This window comes from Saccharibacillus deserti (assembly GCF_013618475.1).
Lineage (GTDB): Bacteria > Bacillota > Bacilli > Paenibacillales > Paenibacillaceae > Saccharibacillus > Saccharibacillus deserti.
In genome coordinates, this window is sequence record NZ_JABJVN010000005.1 from 199,723 (window position 1) to 220,440 (window position 20,718).

General features: G+C 58.2%; 19 protein-coding genes. 13 read left to right on the forward strand and 6 right to left on the reverse strand.

Going from position 1 to position 20,718, the window contains the following annotated elements; all coding sequences use genetic code 11:
- Positions 1 to 40 precede the first annotated feature (40 nt).
- Complete coding sequence (locus tag HOP44_RS14605) at positions 41 to 1,327, forward strand: amino acid permease (protein ID WP_172254804.1); 1,287 nt, start codon at positions 41 to 43, stop codon at positions 1,325 to 1,327.
- A 76-nt stretch (positions 1,328 to 1,403) separates the two neighbouring features.
- Here the strand turns inward: HOP44_RS14605 and HOP44_RS14610 are convergent, their stop codons facing one another.
- From HOP44_RS14610 to HOP44_RS14620, 3 genes are all read right to left on the reverse strand, one after another.
- Positions 1,404 to 2,285, reverse strand: a complete 882-nt coding sequence (locus HOP44_RS14610; RefSeq protein ID WP_172254552.1) for a hypothetical protein — start codon at positions 2,283 to 2,285, stop codon at positions 1,404 to 1,406.
- Complete coding sequence (gene nfi, locus HOP44_RS14615) at positions 2,282 to 3,010, reverse strand: deoxyribonuclease V (RefSeq protein WP_172254554.1); 729 nt, start codon at positions 3,008 to 3,010, stop codon at positions 2,282 to 2,284. The genes HOP44_RS14610 and nfi overlap by 4 nt, the downstream gene beginning before the upstream one ends.
- 104 nt (positions 3,011 to 3,114) lie before the next feature.
- On the reverse strand, positions 3,115 to 4,350 hold the full coding sequence (locus tag HOP44_RS14620) for an MFS transporter (RefSeq protein ID WP_172254556.1): 1,236 nt from the start codon (positions 4,348 to 4,350) through the stop codon (positions 3,115 to 3,117).
- Between the two features lie 126 nt (positions 4,351 to 4,476).
- Between HOP44_RS14620 and HOP44_RS14625 the strand changes: the two genes are divergently transcribed.
- The gene (locus HOP44_RS14625; RefSeq protein ID WP_172254558.1) at positions 4,477 to 4,995 is read left to right on the forward strand and encodes a GrpB family protein; all 519 of its coding nucleotides are present in this window, start codon (positions 4,477 to 4,479) and stop codon (positions 4,993 to 4,995) included.
- Between the two features lie 129 nt (positions 4,996 to 5,124).
- On the opposite strand, the gene HOP44_RS14630 is transcribed toward HOP44_RS14625, so the two are convergent.
- Positions 5,125 to 6,318 (reverse strand): M20 metallopeptidase family protein, encoded by a 1,194-nt coding sequence (locus HOP44_RS14630; RefSeq protein ID WP_172254560.1) that lies wholly within the window; start codon positions 6,316 to 6,318, stop codon positions 5,125 to 5,127.
- 222 nt (positions 6,319 to 6,540) lie between these two features.
- On the opposite strand from HOP44_RS14630, the gene HOP44_RS14635 reads away from it, so the two are divergent.
- Entirely contained in the window at positions 6,541 to 8,226 is a 1,686-nt protein-coding gene (locus HOP44_RS14635; RefSeq protein WP_172254562.1) for a methyl-accepting chemotaxis protein, read from the forward strand.
- A gap of 42 nt (positions 8,227 to 8,268) precedes the next feature.
- Here HOP44_RS14635 and HOP44_RS14640 read toward each other — a convergent pair whose 3' ends face one another.
- Together HOP44_RS14640 and HOP44_RS14645 are read right to left on the reverse strand one after the other, a co-directional pair.
- Positions 8,269 to 8,565: a hypothetical protein gene (locus HOP44_RS14640; RefSeq protein ID WP_172254564.1), complete on the reverse strand. Its 297-nt coding sequence runs from the start codon at positions 8,563 to 8,565 to the stop codon at positions 8,269 to 8,271.
- Positions 8,487 to 8,774 (reverse strand): hypothetical protein, encoded by a 288-nt coding sequence (locus tag HOP44_RS14645; RefSeq protein ID WP_172254566.1) that lies wholly within the window; start codon positions 8,772 to 8,774, stop codon positions 8,487 to 8,489. The genes HOP44_RS14640 and HOP44_RS14645 overlap by 79 nt, the downstream gene beginning before the upstream one ends.
- A 282-nt stretch (positions 8,775 to 9,056) precedes the next feature.
- Here HOP44_RS14645 and HOP44_RS14650 point away from each other — a divergent pair, with 282 nt between their 5' ends.
- From HOP44_RS14650 to HOP44_RS14695, 10 genes are all read left to right on the forward strand, one after another.
- A complete protein-coding gene (locus HOP44_RS14650; RefSeq protein WP_172254568.1) occupies positions 9,057 to 10,466 on the forward strand; it encodes a methyl-accepting chemotaxis protein in 1,410 nt (469 codons plus the stop codon).
- 258 nt (positions 10,467 to 10,724) lie between these two features.
- A complete protein-coding gene (fabV, locus tag HOP44_RS14655; RefSeq protein WP_172254570.1) occupies positions 10,725 to 11,933 on the forward strand; it encodes an enoyl-ACP reductase FabV in 1,209 nt (402 codons plus the stop codon).
- A 305-nt stretch (positions 11,934 to 12,238) separates the two neighbouring features.
- Positions 12,239 to 12,508, forward strand: coding sequence for a hypothetical protein (locus HOP44_RS14660; protein ID WP_172254572.1), 270 nt, complete (start codon positions 12,239 to 12,241; stop codon positions 12,506 to 12,508).
- Positions 12,509 to 12,941: 433 nt separating this feature from the next.
- The gene (locus tag HOP44_RS14665) at positions 12,942 to 13,505 is read left to right on the forward strand and encodes a stalk domain-containing protein (RefSeq protein ID WP_172254574.1); all 564 of its coding nucleotides are present in this window, start codon (positions 12,942 to 12,944) and stop codon (positions 13,503 to 13,505) included.
- 139 nt (positions 13,506 to 13,644) lie between these two features.
- Positions 13,645 to 15,120 (forward strand): MFS transporter, encoded by a 1,476-nt coding sequence (locus HOP44_RS14670; protein ID WP_172254576.1) that lies wholly within the window; start codon positions 13,645 to 13,647, stop codon positions 15,118 to 15,120.
- Positions 15,121 to 15,611: 491 nt separating this feature from the next.
- Positions 15,612 to 17,099: a sensor histidine kinase gene (locus tag HOP44_RS14675; RefSeq protein ID WP_172254578.1), complete on the forward strand. Its 1,488-nt coding sequence runs from the start codon at positions 15,612 to 15,614 to the stop codon at positions 17,097 to 17,099.
- A 6-nt stretch (positions 17,100 to 17,105) separates the two neighbouring features.
- Positions 17,106 to 17,807 carry a response regulator transcription factor gene (locus HOP44_RS14680; RefSeq protein ID WP_172254580.1) on the forward strand — a complete coding sequence of 234 codons (702 nt, stop codon included), beginning with the start codon at positions 17,106 to 17,108 and terminating at the stop codon, positions 17,805 to 17,807.
- A 259-nt stretch (positions 17,808 to 18,066) separates the two neighbouring features.
- The gene (locus HOP44_RS14685) at positions 18,067 to 18,978 is read left to right on the forward strand and encodes a hypothetical protein (protein WP_172254582.1); all 912 of its coding nucleotides are present in this window, start codon (positions 18,067 to 18,069) and stop codon (positions 18,976 to 18,978) included.
- 12 nt (positions 18,979 to 18,990) lie between these two features.
- Positions 18,991 to 19,716: an ABC transporter ATP-binding protein gene (locus HOP44_RS14690; RefSeq protein ID WP_172254584.1), complete on the forward strand. Its 726-nt coding sequence runs from the start codon at positions 18,991 to 18,993 to the stop codon at positions 19,714 to 19,716.
- Positions 19,713 to 20,603, forward strand: coding sequence for an ABC transporter permease (locus HOP44_RS14695; RefSeq protein ID WP_172254586.1), 891 nt, complete (start codon positions 19,713 to 19,715; stop codon positions 20,601 to 20,603). Before HOP44_RS14690 ends, HOP44_RS14695 begins: the two co-directional genes overlap by 4 nt.
- Positions 20,604 to 20,718: the final 115 nt, after the last annotated feature.

Here is a 20,718-nt window from a genome sequence, read left to right on the forward strand (position 1 = left end):
CAAGCTTCAGAAAAAACTGCTGCCCCGGCATATCAGCTTTATGGCAATGGGCGGCGTCATCGGAACGGGAATCTTCAAAGGAAGCGCCGAGACGATTGGCCTGGCGGGACCGGGCGTTGTCCTGACGTATCTGTTCGGCGGCCTGCTGCTGCTGGTCGTCATGGGCGCGATCGCGGAACTTGCGAGCGTCTACCCGAACCGCAATATGAAAGATTTTGTGCGGCAGGCATTCGGTCCCCGGCCGGCATTTATCGTGGGCTGGCTGTACGCGTTCCTGATGCTGACCGTCTGCGTGATCGAAGTGACGGCAGCCGGCTCGTTTTTGCAGTATTGGATGCCCGGCGTGCCTCTGTGGGTGCTCAGTCTCGCCAGCGCCGCAGTGATTCTCGGCATTAACCGGATGAGCGTCGAGACGTTCGGCGAAACGGAATTCTGGTTGGCGGGGATCAAGATCGCCATGATCGTGGTGTTTGTCATCCTCGGCGCGGGGCTGCTGTTCGGTCTGATTCCGGGGGCAGGCGGCGAAGCTCCGGGACTGACGAATTATACGGCGCACGGAGGGTTTCTGCCGAACGGCTGGCTGTCGGTGTTCTCCGCCCTTTTGGTTGTCATGTTCTCGTACGGCGGTTCCGAACTGATCGGCCTGACATTGACCGAAGCCAAAGACGCGGAGAAAGTCATGCCGCGTGTGGTCAAAAGCTTTATCGTGCGCGTCGTGCTGTTCTATACGCTGCCGATCCTGGTTATCTGCGGATTGATTCCGTGGAACCGGCTGGCCGGGCAGAATAGTCCGTTCGTACAGGTGCTGGAAGCGACGGGCCTGAGCGGTGCCGCGCACATCATCAACTTTATTCTGGTAACGGCGGTCCTGTCGGCGGCGAATTCCAGTATCTACGGAGCGACTCGGATGCTGCATTCGATGGCGGCAGCCGGCGAAGCGCCTAAAAGTCTCGGAACGACGACGCCACAAGGCGTTCCGGTCGGCAGCCTGCGTTTGTGTGCGGCCGTGCTGGTCCTGGGCGCGCTTGCGGCCTTCTTCATGGGCAACAGCCTGTTCTCGTTCCTGCTGGCCGTACCGGGCTTTGTCGTGCTGGTCGTCTGGGGTTCGATCTGTCTGGCCCAGCTCAAGCTGCGTCCGAGCTATCCCAAAGCGCCGACGTTCCGTATCTGGGGTTACCCGTATATCACGGGAGCGACGGCGGTCATTCTTGCGGTTATCGCGGCCGGCTTCCTGTTCGACCCGCAGAACCGGCTCAGCATCGGAGTGTGTACCGGCGTGCTGGTGCTGCTGATCGTCTGGTCGATCTTCAAATTCAAGAAATCATAACCCCTTTCCTATACGCACAGGGCAAAAAGCCTGCCGGCGATGGAAGTCGCGGCAGGCTTTTTGCGTGCATAAATCTTTACAGATATTCGCCGAAACAGACTCTCGCCCGGTCCCAATCCACGCCGAGATGTCCGCGCCAACCGGCCCAAGGCATCTCCAGATCGGAGCGGCCCTGCGTCGTGTCCAGTTCTCTGCCGGCTTCGACCATATCTTCGTAGTCGATCCAGCGCTCAGGCTCGATCCGCAGCCCCACATTCGGGACCACGCCGAGTTCCGACAGGACATCGAGCAGGCTGCGCCGCGTACCGCCGTTGCCGCGCAGTACCTTTTCGGCGCTGAGCCGTTTCTCCAGCTTGCCCGGCGTTTCGTCCGGCTCGGCGCGCGACAGCGCTTCGAGCAGACGCTTGAGCGCGCCCGCATCTTCCGCGGTCGGATCGACCTGCGGCAGTTCGACGCGCTCGCTCAAGTCGGCATAGACGCCTTCGGGCGTATGCCAGCGGTAGCCGAGCCAGAGAGATTCGCGGATCCGCGACAGCGCGATGGACCGGTTAAGCGAATGTTCGGCATGGCCGCATACGCCGCAGGAGAGAATCCTGCGCGCCGGTCGGTAGTCATGCGGCGGAATCAGCCGGGCGAAACGCAGAGCGACCGGTCCGTTCGCTCCGCGCCGATAGCTGCCGCCGACGGCGGCGACAAATTCGCCGGTCAGACGCGCGTCCGACAACCGTTCGTCCTGGCCCAACTCGGTGATTCGCGCGATCATCTCGTTGTGTTCCAACGCGATCATTTCGTTGGCTATCCAGCCGATCTCCTGCATGAACGCTTTTTCCTCGGCGGATAACACGGACTCGTCAAAAAGGGTCGTGCCGAGCTTGGGATCGTACGTGCCGTTATTGTAGGCATAGAGTTTTTTGTAGAGAGCTGTGCGTTTCTTGTAACCGGGGTCGATAGGGGTCATTTCGTCGCTCCTTTGGCCGGCAAGGTTGGATGGGGCGGGGGGGCTGCCGGATCGGCTGCCAACTCTCTGCGTACAAGCTGATCCGCCTGCCGGGTCGTCTCCGGCAGACGGTAGCGCGGGGCAAGCTTCAAGATCCATTGGCAGGCCGTCTCCGGCGAAATCAGATGGCCGGGCGAGACGAATACCGGTTTGACGCCGGTCTGCGTACGCAGAGCATAACCGACCAACTCGCCGCCGTCCAGCAGCGGCGAAGCGGAAGCGCGCCCGGCCGGCGGCTCGTCGTATTCGCCGACCAGCCGGGTCTTGCCGCAGCCGATCGACGGCGTGCCGAGCAGCAGGCCCAGATGGCTGGCCAGCCCGAACCGCCGGGGGTGCGCGATGCCCTGGCCGTCGCAGACGATCAGATCGGGCCGCCGTGTCAGGCGTCCGAATGCTTCCAATACGGGCGGCAGTTCCCGGAAAGAGAACAATCCCGGAATATAGGGAAAGGACGGCTTACCCCAAGCGGCAGCCGTCTCGACGATTTCGAGCGTATCGGCATCCAGCAAGGCGACCGCCGCGACAAGCCGGTCATCGTCTTTGGCATAAGCGACATCGACGCCTGCGATAAGCCGCACCTCGAAGGGGTCGGGATCGCGCAGCGAGATTTGGGCGGCCAGTTCAAGCTGCAGCGAGGCAGCTTCCTGTTCGTCAGGGTTCCAAGAGTGATTGATGGCAGTTTGCATGAGATACCTCCGTTAAGTGAGCTGTGGCGAATCGAATACGCGATTTTTGAAGACGTTCGTCAAACAGACACCGCGCAAAAGCGGTGTCTGTTTGTTTTCTTGGATCAAACCGCTTGTCCTTTTCCCGTTCTTCCCAGATAAATCATCAGGAACACGAACGCCGCCGCAAACGATGCCGTAATGATCCAGATCGGAATGCGGGGGTCAAGCGTGTAGGCCCAGCCGCCGACGATGCCGGCCGGCGAGGTCAGGAGCAGAATAACGACCGACAGCATGGAGAAGACTTTGGCGCGCTTCTCGTCGTCGATCGCATTCTGGACGGCCGCTTCGAGATACGGCGAGCTGATCATCAAGCCGACGGCGGCAAGTACGGTGCTGAGGCCGATCCAGAGCAGGCTTGAGGTCGGCCATAGCACCAGCATCACGTTCGACAGGACGGACAGCGCGAAACCGGCCATCATCGAGAGGGTTTCTTTTTCCGCCCGGATCTTCGGCATGATAAACCAGAGCGCAAGCAGCATGATGATCGAAGACACGGCCGGCACCAGCGAGATCAACCCGCTGTCCACATGCAGATAGTCGGCCAGATACAGCGACAAATAGGTGGTCTTGAGCGTCATCTGGAAGTTGAACAGGATGTAGACGACGAAGATCAGCATCAGGCTGCGGCTGGCGAACAGATCGCGGATCGCGCCGCTGTAGTCGATCAGACTGGCTTTGAGTCCGAGTTCTTTCGTTTCTTTCATCTTGCGATAGCCCATCTCCGTTTCTTTCGTCGTCAGATGGCGTCCGATAAACTGGAACGTCATCAGCACGGAACACATCACGTACATGATCCGCGTACCGTCGACCAGTCCGTAATGCTTGACCAGCAGACCGCCGAGCGGAGCGAACAGGCCGCCTACGACCCCGATGATCTGCAGCAGCGTGAACACGTAAGTGCGGTCTTTGGGCGGCGTATCTTCCACGATCAGACAGTAGAAAGCGACATGCGGCACCCGCTGCAGGCCGTTGATGAAGGTCGCGATCACGAAGAACCAGACATTCTGCGAAAAAGCGAAGATCAGCATCGCCACGCTCCAACTGAGCACGTCGAAGATCAGAATCGCGCGTTTGCGGCCCAGTCTGTCGGTCAGATACCCGCTCATAAACGCCGCCATCACCTGGACGAGCAGTCCGAGCGTCGTAATCCAGCCGATGTTCGTCTCGGTCACGCCCAGCTCGTACATGTAGAGCGTCGCATAGGTGGCTACCATACTGTACGGAATCAGGAAAAAAGGCTCGAAAGCCAGGCAGCCCCGGCTGTTGCCGCGGAGCTTCGGGAAAAACGTTCTTGCCATGCGATACTTCCTCCGGTGTCGTAAAATGAAAAAGATTAAAGCGTTTTCGATCCTGCTAAAATATAGGTTACTATAGAGGAAAAGAAAAAAATAGCCGAAGACAAAAAAAGTTGGGGAGGAACCGACATGGCTGAACGTACACCCCTCATTGAAGTCGCCTCGTACGATCCGGCCTGGCCGCAGGAGTTCGCCAGAATTGCCGCGGCGGTGAAGGAATGGATGGGCGATCTGCTGATCGGCATCGAGCATGTGGGCAGCACTTCGGTCGAAGGATTGGCGGCCAAACCGATCATCGACCTGGATGCCGTTCTCACAAGTGCCGACAGACTGCCGGAAGCGATCGAACGTCTGGCTGCCCAGGGGTTTGAACATCAAGGGGATCTGGGCATCGCAGGGCGGGAAGCTTTTCGTCCGACGCGGGATTTCGGCTTCATGAACTATCATCTGTATGTCTGTCCGCCGGAGGGCCGGGGATACCTGGAACATATCGCGCTGCGCGATTACCTGCGGGAACATGACGAGGCGCGGGACGAATACGCCCGGATCAAGCGGGAACTGGCCCAGGCGCACCGAACGGATATCGACGCTTATGTGGAAGGGAAGTCGGCGTTCGTGCAGGAAATTCTGCGCCGCACCGGCATCTAAACCGCAGCCGGAAAAAAGAGCAGGGAAGCCGCCGGTGAAATGGCGGTTCTCCTGCTCTTTTTTTGATGTGCCTATTTGTTTGGCGCTCTTCGCGCAGGAATCAATGAAGGCACGGGCCCCGGAAAAAGGTTACGCCCTGCCCAGCAGCTTGTCCGCCGCTATGGCGAGAAACGCTTGGCCCGCGATCAGCAGAGCGCGTTCATCGATATCGAAGCGCGGATGATGGTGCGGGAACGCGGTGTCTTCGCTGTCGTTCTGCGAACCGACGTTGAAGAAATGGCCCGGACGATGCTGCAGATAATAAGCGAAGTCTTCCGCACCCATCGAAGCGTCGAGGCCGTACAGCGCTTCTTCGCCGAATGTCCGCACGAAGATATCGCGTACCTGCTCCGCCTGCTCCGGCGGATTGACGAGCGCCGGATAGCCGTTGACGTAATCCAGCTCGTAAGTGGCATGCTCGGCCAGCGTGATGCCGTGCACCATATCGCGGATATCGCGTTCGAGCTGCCTGCGCACTTCGGGATCGAAGCTGCGTACGGTGCCTTCGATCTTGGCTTTGTCGGCGATCACGTTGAATGCCGAACCGGCCCGGAACACCCCTACGGTGACGACCGCGGGATGCAGCGGATTGATATGACGGGCGACGATATGCTGAAGCGAGGCGACGAGCTGGCTGCCGACGACGATCGCATCGACGGTCTGGTGCGGCTTGGCACCGTGACCGCCTTTGCCCTGCACCGTGATGTCGAACGAATCGACTGCCGCCATCGACGGCCCCGAAGAAACGGACAGTTTGCCGAGCGGCATATAGCTTGCCAGATGCGCTCCGTAGACTTCATCGATGCCTTCAAGCGCTCCGTCTTCGATCATGGCGATCGCGCCTCCCGGCAGTTTTTCTTCGGCATGCTGGAAAATAAAGCGCAGGCTTCCCCGCAGTTCCTGCTGGCGTCCTGCCAGGACCTTGGCGACTCCGAGCAGTGTCGAAGTGTGTCCGTCGTGTCCGCAGGCATGCATCACGCCGGGGTTATTCGATTTGTAGGGAACGTCGTTTTCTTCTTCGATCGGAAGGGCGTCGAAGTCCGCGCGGAAAGCGATCGCAGGCCCTGGATTTGCTCCTGCAAGATCCGCCAGGATGCCGTTGCCGCCTACGCCGGTACGCACCCGGTAGCCGAAACTTTCAAGCGTATCCGCGATAAATTCGGCCGTTTGCGTTTCCTGGAAAGAAAGCTCCGGGTGGGCATGCATATGACGGCGCCACTGCACGATCTGTTCGTATTCGCTCTCAAGCTGCCGGATCCACGTTTCTTGGGTTTGTAAAGTCATGGCTTGGGTTCCTCCCGTATCCTGTCGAATGATAAAACATACTATACCGCCCTGATATGTATACCAAACTATCACTTTCCAAAAAAAGCGTCAAATCGACGACTTTTTTCGACAAAAAGTATCAAAAAACGCACTCTGCTGCCGATAATAAAACGGTAGATAGAGAAGGACGTGCCATTTTTAAAACGAATATCCAAAATCAACCGGGAAGTAGGATGCGATATGAAAGTCAGAACGAAATTATTTTCCATTATCCTGCTGCTGGTCGCGGTGTTGGTCGGAAGCGGTATATTGTCTCTGGTCTCGATCGAAAAAGGGATGACGAACAGCGGTTTTCTCGAAGAGAAATTGGAAATGCAAAAATTTCTGAAGCAGCTTCAATACCGGATGACGGGATTCGCCAACGACGAACGCGGCTACCTGCTGACAGGCGATACGGAATTTGCCGAAGGCATCCAGAAAAAGACGGCCGAATTGGAAAAACTGTTGGCGGACGAATCGAAAAAATTGGACGGGCAGGACCTTGAGTCGCTGCAAAACATCGGCAGTGAGCTGAACGAGCTGATCGTACTCAACCGGCAGGTCGTCCAGTTTGTCGAACAGGGGCAGACCGGGCAGGCCCGGCAGCTGCATTTCGGCGAAGAGCGCACCCTGCGCAAAGAGCAGGTCGATCCCGCCGTCAATACCTTCGTCGAACGTCTGGATGCCGAAGTTGCGGCGCTCGAAGACAAGAACCGCCGCGAAGCGGATATCAGTCAAAATATTCTGTTCTACAGCGTTATCGCTTCGGCGATTATCGGTCTTGCGCTCGGTTTCTGGCTGCTGCGTTCCATCATGAAACCTCTCACGCTGCTTAACCGTCAGATGAGCGGAATCGCCGAGGGGGACGCCGATCTGACCCGTACGATCGAACTTCGGCAAAAAGACGAGTTCGGCGAACTGGCCGGCAGCTTTAACCGCTTTGTCGGTTCGCTGCGCGATATGATGCAGCGGGTCGGGGATGCGTCCGAACAGCTGGGCGCGGCTTCCGAGCAGTTCTCGGCCAGCGCGGAACAGTCCAAATCCACCTCGCACCAGGTTGCGGCGGCCATGCAGCAGATTGCCGAGCGTTCGGGCGAACAGGCACAGATCACCGGCCGCAGTACGGCATCGGCGCACGATGCGCTGGCGCAAATTACGGAAATTGCGTCTTCTACCGCCGCGGTGGCTTCTTTCTCGCAGGAAATGAGCCGCCAAGCGGATGAAGGCGAACGTGCCGTGATCCGGATCGCCGACCAAATGTCGGAGATCGATTCCGCTGTCGGCGACGCGGACGAACGGATCCGGCAGTTGGCCGTTCATGCGTCGCAGATCGATTCGATCGCTTCGATGATCGACGAGATCTCGGCGCAGACCCATCTGCTGTCCCTCAATGCTTCGATCGAAGCGGCACGGGCGGGCGAATCGGGACGGGGATTTGCCGTCGTCGCCGGAGAAGTCAAGAAACTGGCCGATCAATCCGGAGGGTCGACCCGCGAAATTCGCGAGCTGATCGTCAGTATTCAGCGGGAAACGCACGCGGCGATGGATATGATGCACGAAGTGAAACGCAAAGTGCACGAAGGGGCGGACGCTACGCGGCACGGCGCCAGCCAGTTCGTCGGCATTCTCGAGTCGATCGGAGAAGTCTCGGGCCGAACCGGCGCGATGGCGGCGTCGACCGAGCGGATCCACGCGGGCTTCGCGGAAGTCTCGCAGTCGATGGAGCGGGTCAGCGAAGGCACCAGCGAAATTTCCGGAGGCACGCAGGAGATCGCGGCGGCCACCGAAGAGCAGCTTGCGGCGAGCGAAGAAATGCTGCACGGCGCCTCTTCGCTGAATCGTCTGGCGGAAGAACTGCAGACGCTGGTCTCGCGGTTCAAGGTATAAAAAAGGGCCGCCGTTGTGGCGGCCCTTTTAAGCGGCTGAAGATCAGGCGTTTGAAACCGCGGCGATCGCTTCGAGAATCGCCGCTTTTTCTTTGCGCAGCACGGCTCCGGCGTGCAGGGCGTTCAGCAGTCGGAGCGGCTCCGCGCGCTCCGATCCGCCGTTCGGCCCGGCAAACAAGGCCGGAAGTTCCCCTTCGGCCAGGCGGCCGATCGCGGAGATGGCGGCTAGGCGCTGCGCGTCGGCGCCCTGCAGCCAGCGGATCAGGTCCTCCGCCTGCGGCCGGAAGGCGGCGAGAAGTTCGTCCCAGCCGCTGACTGGAAACGCGGCATAAGGCTCCATCCACGAGCCAGATCGAACAGCAGCAGATCGCCGTTGCCGGCCGTATGAAAAGCCAGGTAGCGCCGCTGCTCCGTTTCTTCGCCGTCCGCGTCGAAGAACAGGGAGAACTCAAGTTTCGACAGATTCCAGCCCAAATCGCCCTCGAATATATCGAACGGTACAAAGGCGGTAGACGGAAGGCTCCAGCGGACATCTGCCTGAAGTTCCATATTTTGAACAAGTTCTTCGGGATTATCTTTAAAACTGGTCACGGTTCCCTCGGGCACAAGTTTCGATTATTTGATTGCGCCAAATAAAATTTCAAAAAATTTTGTGTAAAGTGTTTGAATGTCCGCTAACTTGTATATAATAACTACTAGATAGTAAGAACCAGACCTAAAGACCTTTAATTACGTAAAAAAAACACCGAAGTACACTTTAAAGAAGTGTTATCGGGAAATAATTAGGCCTAAAGTCCTTTTTTACTCTCAAAACAACAAAAGAGGTGCGAAATGATGAAGAACCGTCTGGAAAAACTGACCGGAAGTTTATTGACCCGCATATTGGCCGCTGCCGTACTGGGGATGCTTCTTCCCATGTTGTTGAACTTAGTGCTCATGAGCGATTTCGTCCAGCAGGCGAATGTCTGGCATGCCGGACCGCTTGTGATTTCGATTCTCGGATTTGTCGTCTCGTTCACTCTTCTGTTTTTTATTGCAAAAGGGATCGTGCGTCCGATTCAAGCGGCTGCATCGCAGCTCAATCGGATGGCGGATGGCGATTTTACCGGACGCATGGAGGACAAACATTTAAAGCGCAGCGATGAAACCGGCCTCCTGACCCGGGCGGTCGACCGGATGCACGCCTCGTCTTTCCGGATGCTTTCGGCAGTCTCGCAGGAAGCGGACGAACTGAAGCAGGCGACCGAAGTTGCGCAGAGCAAATTCATCGCGATGGAGAACGGTCTGCGCCAAGTGACGGATACGACCGAAACGATGTCGGCGGGCATGCAGCAGACGGCCGCGTCGACCGAAGAGATCGACGCTTCGACCCAGGAATTCGGCCGGGCCGTCGGATCGATTGCCAAACGTGCAGAAGAAGGCGCGGAAGAAGCCGGGCAGGTCAGTGCGCGCGCCATGGAAATTCAAGAGAATCTGACCCAGGCCGTAGAGAACACGGGAAAAGTATATGCCGAAGTGAAACAGGAACTGGATTCGGCGCTTCAAGAATCGCATTCCGTTACGATGATCCGTACTCTGGCGGATTCCATCCTCCAGATTGCGCAGCAGACCAACCTGCTGGCGCTGAACGCTTCGATCGAGGCGGCCCGGGCCGGAGAAGCGGGCAAAGGCTTTGCTGTCGTGGCCGACGAGATCCGCAAACTGGCCGACGCTTCGAAAAGGTCCGTCGAACAAATTCACGGGGTGACGGAGAAAGTGATGGGTTCCGTCGACAATCTGCAGCGCCATTCGGGACGTCTGCTGAATCTGATGACGACGGAAATTGCGGCCGATTACCAGATGATGCAGGCCAATGCCGACTCTTATCTGCAGGATGCCCTGTATATCGAGAATATGGTCGCCGAGTTCAGTGCCACGAGCGAACAGCTCAGCGCCTCGGTACAAAATCTGTCCAAAGCGGTCAGCGAGATCGCAGCGGCCAACAATCAGGCAGCCGAAGGAACGCAGCATATTTTCGCGCAGGCTTCGGAGGTGCTTGAAGCTTCCGACGAAGTGGCCGTTCAGGCACGCCGGACCGGCGAGAGCTCGCAGCGTCTGGAAGAGATCGCGAATCAATTCCGGTTTGCGGACGAATCGGCGGGAGCCGCAGATCTGCCGGTCCTCCGGCCGACAGGCGGTTCTGTCCCGACTGTGATTGAACCGAAGACAGCGCGCAAACCGCAAACTCCGCGGACGGCCTGATCCCGAACGTTTTGGCGGCAGCCGTACCGTGGGGGAACGCTGAACGGGATGGATAACGGCCGCGCGGACGGCCCAATATTTGAGCGAAGCTTCTCTGTCGAAGCTTCGCTTTTTACTGTTTGATTCCAAACGGCGCAAGGGCATAACGAACACGAAAAGTGCCTAAATGCGAAAAAATTGTTACACTAACAGAGATAGACGGTTCGCGCAGGACTGCCGAACCGTCTCCAAGAACTGAAAAAGCGAGGGACAACAACCATGATCATCAAACCGAGAACGCGCGGATTTATCTGCACCACCGCCCATCCGGACGGCTGCGCCGCGCAGGTTCAGCAGCAGATCGACTATATCGCGGCCAAACCGCGCCTGGAAGGACCAAAGAAGGTGCTGGTCATCGGCGCATCGACCGGTTACGGCTTGTCGGCCCGCATCGCGGCCGCTTTCGGAGCCGGAGCGGCGACGGTCGGCGTATACCGCCCAAGCAAGAGCAGCGAGACCCGCACCGCATCCGCGGGCTGGTACAATTCGGCCGCGTTCGAGCGCAAAGCCGCCGAAGCGGGGCTTCGTTCGTTCAGCGTGACGGGCGACGCTTTCTCGGACGAGACCAAAGCCAAGACGGTCGAAGTGATTCGCGAAGAACTCGGCCAGGTCGATCTGGTCGTCTACAGCGTCGCTTCGGCGCGCCGGGTCAATCCGAAGACGGGCGAAGCGGCCAATTCCGTGCTTAAGCCGATCGGCGGTTCGTATACGAACAAGACGGTCAATTTCCATACCGGCGAAGTGAGCGAAGTGACGCTTGAGCCGGCGACGGAAGAAGAAGTGGCGGCCACCGTTGAAGTGATGGGCGGCGAAGATTGGCAGCTGTGGATCGACGCGCTGCGCAGCGGCGGCGTACTGGCCGACGACGCGACGACGATCGCGTATTCGTATATCGGTCCCGATCTGACGCAGCCGATCTACCGCGAAGGTTCGATCGGCCGGGCCAAAGACCATCTGGAAGCCACCGCGCTGCGGATCGGCGGGCAGTTGGCATCCGGCGGCGGCCGCTCGTTCGTATCCGTCAGCAAAGCGCTGGTGACGCAGTCGAGTTCGGCGATTCCGGTCGTGCCTTTGTACGTGTCCGTCCTGTACAAGATTATGAAGGAAAAAGGACTGCATGAAGGCTGTATCGAGCAGACCTATCGGTTGTTCGCGGATCGGCTGTACGGCGGCGGCGAAGTGCCGGTCGACGAGCAGGGCCGGATCCGGATCGACGATTGGGAAATGCGGGAAGACGTGCAGCGGGAAGTGGCGGAGATCTGGGAGCGGATTTCTTCGGACAACATCGGCGAACTGAGCGATCTGGCCGGATACCGTCAAGAGTTCTTCCAGCTGTTCGGTTTCGAAATCGACGGAGTCGACTACGAAGCGGATTGCGATCCGCAGGCCGGAATGCCGGAGAGCAGCCTGCGTCCGGTTCGCGAATAGTTTCCGCGGCAGCCGTACGCCAACGTCCGGGTACAAGTGAAGGAACCGGAATCGGATCGTCTTATCGATGAAAGGGGATTTTTCTTTGCGCGTATTTGACCGTTATGTTCAGGCGATCACCTGGATTTTGCTGGCCTTGATGGCCGTAAGTTTGTTTATTCTCGACAATGCCTATACTAGTATCCTTTCAACTCTTAATCCGAGGTTTACGTTTTCCTGAAACGCACACGCTTTAGGTGCGATTCAGGGGAGCGTAACCTTACTTTTAGTGTTGACAAGGTACCACGCCGCTTCTGATTGTTTACATGCTGCTGCTGGCTCTTCGCAATCGGCATATGATCGCGAATGTGCTGCGGCGCTCCACAGCCGGGCAGAAAACGGCGATGCTGCTCGCTTTTTCGGCGGCCGTCGCTTTCTCGTTCGTGCTGATCTGGTTCGGCGGACGGTTTCTGGAATCGCAGGGGATCGGGCCGGTATTCATCTATATCTGGATTGCGATCGTGCTGGCCGCCGCGATTGCCGGACTTCGCGCCGTCGCGATTCGCACGGGCATTCCGCTCGGATCGCGCAGATAACCGGCGTGCCCGGCTTCAAGCTGTACGGGAACGGTACTTGAGATTGGATCGGGCCGCCGGCCGCTTCGAACGGCTTGAGGCAAATCGGCGGTATACGAGAATAGGGAAGGCCGGAACGATTCGCGGCAGCGGACGTTTCCGGCCTTTTTGGATACGGGAACTCGGCCGAGACATCTATGGCGCGGAAGATTCGCTGCGGTTTTAAACAGTTGGGTACACGCGCAGCCGGTTAATAAACATTTGGTAAATGGCGCAAGTGGTACATCGATTTACGGGACAGTGGATTGGCCAAGTCATACTGTAACGAAGTCGCCTGCAACTGGAAGTATGGCTTCGCGATTAATGGCGTTAAATACTGATTCTTTGAAAAATCAAACAACTTTCTTTAGTGAAAAATCGTCTACAAAGATGAGGAATGCAAAGGAGGGAAAGCTTGAAAAAATTCGTATATTCTTTGGTTCTTTTGGTTGGCCTGACAGCTGTTACTTCAAGTGCTTTTGCTGCTGATTCTCTGAGAACCCGAGCAGATCAAGCAGTGGGACAAGGATATGATAAAGTGGTGCTTCATGTAGTAGGCGGAGATATACCTGCAAATACTTCAGTCAAAGGCACAAAATATAATAGCAAGTTTGTTCCGCTAAGAGATGTATTTGGAGCTTCGGCTGATGCAATCAAGTGGGATAACAAAAGGAAGATAGCTACTGTCGAAAATGATGGAAAGAAATTGGTGCTTAACTTTTCAGACGAAGACCTGTATGCCAAAGAAGGAGAAGTTATCGTACCCAGAACATGGATTACCATGCAAAATGGGAACACGATGATTGATGTATACGTGATTGCGTACATTCTTAATCGGTATGGGGATTCCTTTAAAGACACTGAAAGAGAACAATGGAACAAAAGACTCGATTTCCTGGGAATTGAATATGCAGAATCCTTACAAGGAATTCGTAATGATAGGATGAATATTTACGTTACTCTCCCAGATAAAAAATAACTTGCTATTCAAAAGGACGATACCGGATTTAATGGGTAGCGTCCTTTTTTTCTACAATTGCGATTACAACTTTTTGGGCATAAACTAAAAAAGTCGTTTTATCATGTAGAACATTTGGAAAGCGGAGGTGTAAGTAAAGGTGAATTCGAAAATCACTTCGTATCAGGATGATCCGCAGGTGCAGCAGCGCCGCTGGCGGATCCTGATCATACTCAATTTGTTCACCTTTATGGCGACGCTCGACGGCAGTATCGTCAACGTGGCGCTGCCTTCGATTTCGAGCAACCTGGGTCTGCAGCTGGGACACGCGCAGTGGGTATCGAGCATCTACCTGATGGCGATCTGCTCGTTCATCCTGCTGTTCGGGCGCTTGGGCGATATTTTCGGCAAAATCCGTATTTTCCGCATCGGTACGATCGTGTTCGTGGTCGGTTCGCTGCTGTGCGGACTGAGCGGATCGCTCGCCACGCTGATCGCCGCGCGTATCGTTCAGGCGATCGGCGCTTCGATGACCATGGCCAACAGCCAGGGCATCGTCACCGATATTTTCCCTTCGAACGAACGCGGCAAAGCGCTTGGTTTTGTCGGAACATTCGTCTCGCTTGGCAGTATCGCCGGACCGGGAATCGGCGGACTGATGGTATCTTCGCTCGGCTGGGAGTCGATCTTCTGGATCAATGTGCCGCTTGGGCTCATCGCGATCCTGCTTGGCGCCAAGCTGCTGCCTTCGGACCTTCGAACGGTCAAACGCTCGGTCGACGGCGGGGGCAGCCTGCTGTTCGCGGGTTTTGTCGTATCGCTGGTCGCCGCGATCCTGCTCGGGCAGGAGATCGGCTACGGAGACTGGCGGATCCTCGGACTCTTTGCTGTCGCTTCGGCGGCGTTCGCGATGTTCCTGTGGAGGGAGTCGCGGATCGATGAGCCGATGCTGAATCCGGGACTGTTCCGCAATCCGAACTTCTCGCTCAGTATTTTGTGCGGCTTCCTCGTGTTCGTCAGTATGTTCTGCTACAACATTATCGCGCCGTTCTACCTGCAGTCGATCCTCGGCTTGTCGCCGAGCAGCGCAGGTTGGATGATGATGCTCTATCCGCTCGTCATGGTCGTGGTCGCTCCGCTGAGCGGCGCGATGTCGGACCGTTTCGGCTCGGAATGGCTGACCTTTATCGGTCTGCTGCTGATGGTTGGCGCACAGGCGGGTCTGGCTTCGCTGCATGAAGGCAGCCCGCTTGCCGTGGTCGGAGGCTGCATTGCTCTGCTTGGTTTGGGCGGAGGACTGTTCCAGTCGCCGAACAACTCGCTCGTCATGTCCACCGTGCCGCGTCCGCAGCTCGGCATCGCCGGCAGCGTCAATTCGCTGATCCGCAATCTCGGTATGGTGACCGGTATCGCTGTCGCCACCACCACGCTGTTCGGCGTGATGAGCGACCGGGCAGGCTACCGCGTCACCGGCCTGATCCCGGATCGTCCGGACATTTTCCTGGACGGGATGCATGTGGTGTTTACCGTCTCGGCCTGCATCTGCGTCGTCGGTGCCCTGCTGACCGGTTGGCGTCTGCTTGGGCGCAGGCGTCAGCGCGGCGAAGGCGGCCAGCAGGAGCCTGGGAAAGCCTGAGTTGCCGGGCTTGCCGAGCATCCAGCCTTTTTGGTTGGCGGCTCGGCCAAGGCTGGGATCGCTTTTCAACAGAAGATGCCGTACGTTCCGAATAAAATGTTGTTGTTTTGAACGCAGTTTCTCCGCATACTGGTGTCCCCGTTCCAGCCGGCCGCGGCGTTCGCCCGAGCGCGCATCCGGATGCCGCCGCACAAAAATCGAGTGGGCGCGTTCGAATTCATGGAAATCGGCGGGGTCGGGCGGACGGCGCAGAGACGACTGAACGGGGTTTCGGTCTTTTTTGGACGGTGACAATTGAATTCCTCCTCCAACAAATAGCGTTCGACGCCAAAAAACGCCCTCTCCGCCGCTTGGGCCGGGAGGACGTTCTTCGTCGCTCGATCTTCCGGTTTAACCTTTGTTAATCTTCCGTTTAACCGAGGGTTAACGCGCCGTGCTATCATAGGGGAAACATGAACCAAGCCATATCCAACGGGACGGGAGATCCAGCCATGACGATTAAACGCAGGCTTTTTATATCCAATATTCTTATGATCGTTATTCCGATCGTACTGGCGCTCATGCTGTCGGCACTGCTTGTACTGCTGCTGTGGCAGAAGTTCGATTTTCAGTTCGACAACAGCGAAGACTATTACGGGGCGCGGGACTCCGTCATGGAAGCTTCCCGCGAGCTGCTGGAGAATCCCGACACCGACGTCCGGAAGCTGGACTTCATGGTCAGCCGGGTCGATCGCATACTGACGAACAACCACATGGCGCTGCGCATTTACGAGACAGCCGGCGAATCCGCAGAGCTCGGAACCGGCACGCTGACGTATTCGCTGGGAGGCGAGCCTTTTGCCGACCCGCAGTTGACGAAAGCGCTGGATACGCTTGGCGGGACCGGCCTGGTCGGCGCGGAAGGCCGCGAGCTGTATGTATCGGAGGCGGACGGCGCCGAGGGAAGCTACCGGATCGAGCTGTACAGCACACGCAAAGCGGCAGAGCAAGCTCCACCCGGCCATCCCGGCGGAAGCGCCGGCATCTGGTTCCCTATAGCGATCCTGCTGGGCATGATCGCCGTCGTCGTCCTGACCAGCCGCTTCCTCACCCGGTTCGTGTTCCAGAAGATCCGTCAGCCGCTCGAGATTCTGGCCGGCGGGGTCAACGAGATCCGCGACGGCAATCTGGATTACCGGATCGACTACACGCGCAAAGACGAATTCCGCCCGGTATGCGAAGCGTTCAACGAGATGGCGGGCCGGCTCAAAGAGTCGGTCTGGGCCGTGCAGAAGCAGGAGATGAACCGCAAAGAACTGCTCGCCGGCATCTCGCACGATCTGCGCTCGCCGCTGACTTCGATCAAAGCGTACGCCGAAGGGCTGCTCGACGGGGTCGCGGCAACCGAAGAAGCGCGGCGCCGCTACGCGGGCATGATCAAGACCAAAGCGGGCGATATCGATCATATGGTGTCGCGGCTGTTCCTTTTTTCCAAAATGGACCTGGGCGATTATCCGAATTATCCCGAAGACCTCGATCCGCGCGAAGAGCTGCAAAGTTTCTTCCGTGCGGCGGATGACGAATACGCCCAGCAGGGTCTGAAGGTGGCGCTCGGTGCGATGGAGGAAGGACTGCTTATTCATATCGATCCCGTGCAGTTTCGCCGCGTGCTGTCCAACATCGTGGAGAACAGCCTGAAGTACAAAGAACGTCCCGAAGTGACCGTGTCCGTCGACATGTACCGGGCCGGCAGCACGCTTGCGATCACGGTATCCGACGACGGGCCGGGCGTGACGGACGAAGCGCTGCCGAAGCTGTTCGACGTCTTCTACCGCAGCGACGCTTCCCGCAGCAGTCCGAACCGGGGCAGCGGGCTCGGTCTGGCCATCTCGGAAAAAGCGATCACGTTTATGCACGGCACGATCAAGGCGCGGCATGCGGACGGCGGCGGACTGCGGATCGTCATCGAACTGCCGGTCACTCAAGCGAAGGAGGCGTAACGACAGATGAACAACGGCAAAAAGATCCTGATCGTCGAAGACGACAGCGCGATCGCGGAGATCGAGCGGGATTATCTGGAGATCGACGGGTTTGGGGTGGAGATCGTCGATAACGGCACGGACGGTATCGGGCGCGGGAGCAGCGGGGAGTTTCATCTGATTCTGCTGGATGTGATGCTGCCGGGGGCGGACGGATTCGTCGTCTGCCGCAAGCTGCGCGAGACGGTCGATATTCCGATTCTGATGGTGACGGCCCGGCAGGAAGATATCGACAAGATCCGGGGGCTTGGCCTAGGGGCGGACGATTATATCGTGAAGCCTTTTTCGCCGGGGGAGCTGGTCGCGCGCGTCAAATCCAATCTCGCCCAGTATGAACGTCTGCGCAGCCGCAGCGACATGCCCGCGGGCGGCGAACTCAAGGTAGGCCAGATCGTCATTCGTCCGCAGTCGCGGCGCGTATACGTCCGGGGCGAAGAACTGACGCTCAAAAACAAAGAGTACGAGCTGCTGCTGTTCATGCTCGAACACGCCGACATGGTGCTGAGCAAAGAGACGCTGTACGAGAAAATCTGGGGTTACGACGCGATCGGCGACAGCGCGACGGTGGCCGTCCATATCAATCGCCTGCGGGAAAAGATCGAAGACAATCCGGGCGATCCCAAAGTGATCCAGACCGTCTGGGGGGCGGGGTACCGCTTCAAGGCGTAGCCCCTTTTGCGGGAGACCGATAAAAACAAGCAGCCGCATCCACGCATCAAACCGCTTTTCGATACGCAGCAAGAGCCCGGAGGCCCACAGCCCTGCCGGGGCTTTTTTTTGTGGCGATAACTATTTAAGAACCGTTTAAGTTTTGTTTAGAAAGTTCGCGGAAGCCGTTTATTTCTTCGGGTTACGATAAGGGTGCGACAAAGAACCACCCGCAAGGCGATCCAAACGGCATCCAAATCGAACACGGGGAGAGATGAACATGAAAAAAAGTATGCGTAACAAAACGATCGGTGTCATGGCGGCAGGCATGGTCTTGACGGCAAGTCTCGGAGCGGCGGCTTATGCCAACGGCAATGCCTACACTACCTTCAGGGACGCGGCGCTCAAGACGGCGGAGAACGACAACTCGACCCTGACTTCCAAGATCGAGATTCGCCAAAACGGAACCGTAACGGCAAGCGGGCAGCTGCAGGTGCAGTCGGCGGGCGAAGAAAGCTACTCGTTGGGGCAGTTCAAGATCGGCGGCAGCACGCTTGAAGTCGAACAATCCACCGAAGACGGAAAAGTGATTCTGCGCAAAGGCGATCAGTATTACTCGCTCGACGCGGAGCCGCAGAATGCCAAAGAGCAGTCGTTCGAATCTTCGCCAAGCGCGGAGCGGCTGATGGAAGCGGCAAGCGACCTGCTGCTGGGCGATATCAAGAAAAGCTTCACGGAAAACGGCCATACCGTCACGCTCAATCTGACGGACGCGCAAATTCCGGAACTCGCGAACCTGGCAATGAACGCGATGCTGGAAGTGGGCGCGCAGCACGGCCAGAAAGCTCTCGGCGAAGAAACGCAGTGGCAGCCGGAATGGGCCGACTTCGATCCGGCTTCGCTGTTCCCGATCACTTCGGACGGCCGGGTAGAGAATGTGCGTCTGGACGCGACACTGAAAAACGGGGCAATTGAGACTTTGAAAGCGACGCTCGGCGTATCCGGTCTGGACGGGAACGGTCAAAAAGTCCAGCTGCAGGCGACGATCGACAGCACGTTCGACAAGATCGGCAGTACCGTACCGCAGGATATCGACGTGACGGGCCGTACGGTCGAGCCGCTTGAGCTGCCTGAAGGCGCGGATCGCGGCCGCTTCGGTCACGGACCTTTCGGTCCGGGCCGTTCCGAATAAGGAGGAATAGATATGACCGTTGTTCGTATCGAAAAACTGACGAAGAAGTATGCCAACCGCCGCGGCGTGGACGGGCTGTCGTTTGAAGTCGAAGCGGGCCAGGTGCTCGGTCTGCTCGGCCCCAACGGAAGCGGCAAGACAACGGCCATGAAAGCCATGACCGGCCTGCTGCAGCCCGATTCGGGAGAGATCGCCCTGCTGGGGATGGATCCCGCGCAGCAGCTGCCCGCCATTCTGGAACGGACCGGCTGCATGATCGAAACGCCCGGCCTGTATCCGTACCTGACGGCCCGGCAGAATCTGCAGCTGACCGGCCGCTTCTATCCCGGTTTCGATACGGACACGGTCGACTCCCTGCTGGACCGGGTCGGTCTGCTGCCGTACCGCCGGGAGAAAGTCCGGCGGTTCTCCGTCGGCATGAAGCAGCGCCTGGCGCTGGCCTGCGCCCTGCTGCCGAAGCCCGATCTGCTCGTGCTCGACGAGCCGACGAACGGCATGGACATCGAAGGCACCGCGATGTTCCGCGAACTGCTGCTGCAGGAACGCGAACGCGGCTGCGCCGCCGTATTGTCCAGTCATCTGGCGCACGAGATGGAGCAGCTCTGCACACAGGTGGCCGTGCTGCAGGAAGGGGTGCTGGTCGACCGCGCTTCGGTATCCGAAGCGCTGGGACGTTACGGCAGCCTGGAGCGATATTATCTGAGCATGACCCAGGCGAACGGGAGGAATGCGATATGAGTACGCGGATAAAAGAAGCGGAAGCCGGACGGGCTGGGAATCCGATTTCGAACCGTGAAGGGATACTTTCGGGTAAAGCGGGACTGACGGATCGTCCTTCTGCCGGATCGGCAGCCGCCCGTACCGGCGCAAAAGGACCGGCGCCAAGCGCCATGATCGGCCGCTCGATCGAAGTCGAACTGCGCAAGATTCTCGCCCAGTTCAAGTACCGCGCGCTGCCGGTGCTGATCGCCCTGGCACCGCTGGCCCTGCTGCTGCTGAACCGGATGGAAGGCGGCATCGTGCGCTTCTCTGCCGAGAATCTGCCGTTCACGCTGCTATCGCTGGCTGCGTATATTCTGCTTCCTCTGGCCGCGTGCATGTTGGCGGCCGACCTGTTCGCCGGAGAACGGGAACGCGGCGAATTGAAGATTCCGCTCACCCGGCCGGTCAGCCGCGCCGCCCTTGCGGTCGGTAAGATCGGGGCGATCGTTCTCTACCAGGCCGGAATGTTGGGGATTCTGCTGGTTCTGTCACTGGCGGCGGCTGTCTTGTCGGGCGCCGGAATCGGCGAGCTGAATCTGCCGGGGATTCTGGGCGCTTATGCGCTGACGCTGCTGCCGGCGGCGGTGATTACGGCCTTGGCGGCGCTGGCTTCGACGCTTGCCCGCAGCGCCACATCCGGTTTTATGCTGGGCGTCGCCCTGATCGCCGTCATGATCGGCGCCGGACTGCTGTTTCCTGCGGCCGCTCCGCTGCTGGCCGCGGATTACATGACGCTGTACAAGACGATCATCGGCTCGCAGGTCGCTTATGTGCAGTTGGGTCTTGGGGCCGGCATTCTACTTGGTTGGGGAGCGATTCTCACGGCGGCGCAGCTGCTGGTGTTCGACGGGAAAGAAGTCTGACCCGCGGACATCGCGAAGAAGCATGTTGGGGTCCGGGGTCGCCGGCTGTCGCCGCTTCGGCCAAGCGCCGGTCGGCTTCACGGACCGCGGCCGGCCGATCGGCGCGAAGTGCAGA

Coding starts and splice junctions, on each gene's coding strand:
- HOP44_RS14605 (WP_172254804.1), top strand. CDS start 41: ATGGCAATGGGCGGCGTCATCGGAACGGGAATCTTCAAAGGAAGCGCC.
- HOP44_RS14610 (WP_172254552.1), bottom strand. CDS start 2,285: ATGACCCCTATCGACCCCGGTTACAAGAAACGCACAGCTCTCTACAAA.
- nfi (WP_172254554.1), bottom strand. CDS start 3,010: ATGCAAACTGCCATCAATCACTCTTGGAACCCTGACGAACAGGAAGCT.
- HOP44_RS14620 (WP_172254556.1), bottom strand. CDS start 4,350: ATGGCAAGAACGTTTTTCCCGAAGCTCCGCGGCAACAGCCGGGGCTGC.
- HOP44_RS14625 (WP_172254558.1), top strand. CDS start 4,477: ATGGCTGAACGTACACCCCTCATTGAAGTCGCCTCGTACGATCCGGCC.
- HOP44_RS14630 (WP_172254560.1), bottom strand. CDS start 6,318: ATGACTTTACAAACCCAAGAAACGTGGATCCGGCAGCTTGAGAGCGAA.
- HOP44_RS14635 (WP_172254562.1), top strand. CDS start 6,541: ATGAAAGTCAGAACGAAATTATTTTCCATTATCCTGCTGCTGGTCGCG.
- HOP44_RS14640 (WP_172254564.1), bottom strand. CDS start 8,565: ATGGAGCCTTATGCCGCGTTTCCAGTCAGCGGCTGGGACGAACTTCTC.
- HOP44_RS14645 (WP_172254566.1), bottom strand. CDS start 8,774: ATGGAACTTCAGGCAGATGTCCGCTGGAGCCTTCCGTCTACCGCCTTT.
- HOP44_RS14650 (WP_172254568.1), top strand. CDS start 9,057: ATGATGAAGAACCGTCTGGAAAAACTGACCGGAAGTTTATTGACCCGC.
- fabV (WP_172254570.1), top strand. CDS start 10,725: ATGATCATCAAACCGAGAACGCGCGGATTTATCTGCACCACCGCCCAT.
- HOP44_RS14660 (WP_172254572.1), top strand. CDS start 12,239: ATGCTGCTGCTGGCTCTTCGCAATCGGCATATGATCGCGAATGTGCTG.
- HOP44_RS14675 (WP_172254578.1), top strand. CDS start 15,612: ATGACGATTAAACGCAGGCTTTTTATATCCAATATTCTTATGATCGTT.
- HOP44_RS14680 (WP_172254580.1), top strand. CDS start 17,106: ATGAACAACGGCAAAAAGATCCTGATCGTCGAAGACGACAGCGCGATC.
- HOP44_RS14685 (WP_172254582.1), top strand. CDS start 18,067: ATGAAAAAAAGTATGCGTAACAAAACGATCGGTGTCATGGCGGCAGGC.
- HOP44_RS14690 (WP_172254584.1), top strand. CDS start 18,991: ATGACCGTTGTTCGTATCGAAAAACTGACGAAGAAGTATGCCAACCGC.
- HOP44_RS14695 (WP_172254586.1), top strand. CDS start 19,713: ATGAGTACGCGGATAAAAGAAGCGGAAGCCGGACGGGCTGGGAATCCG.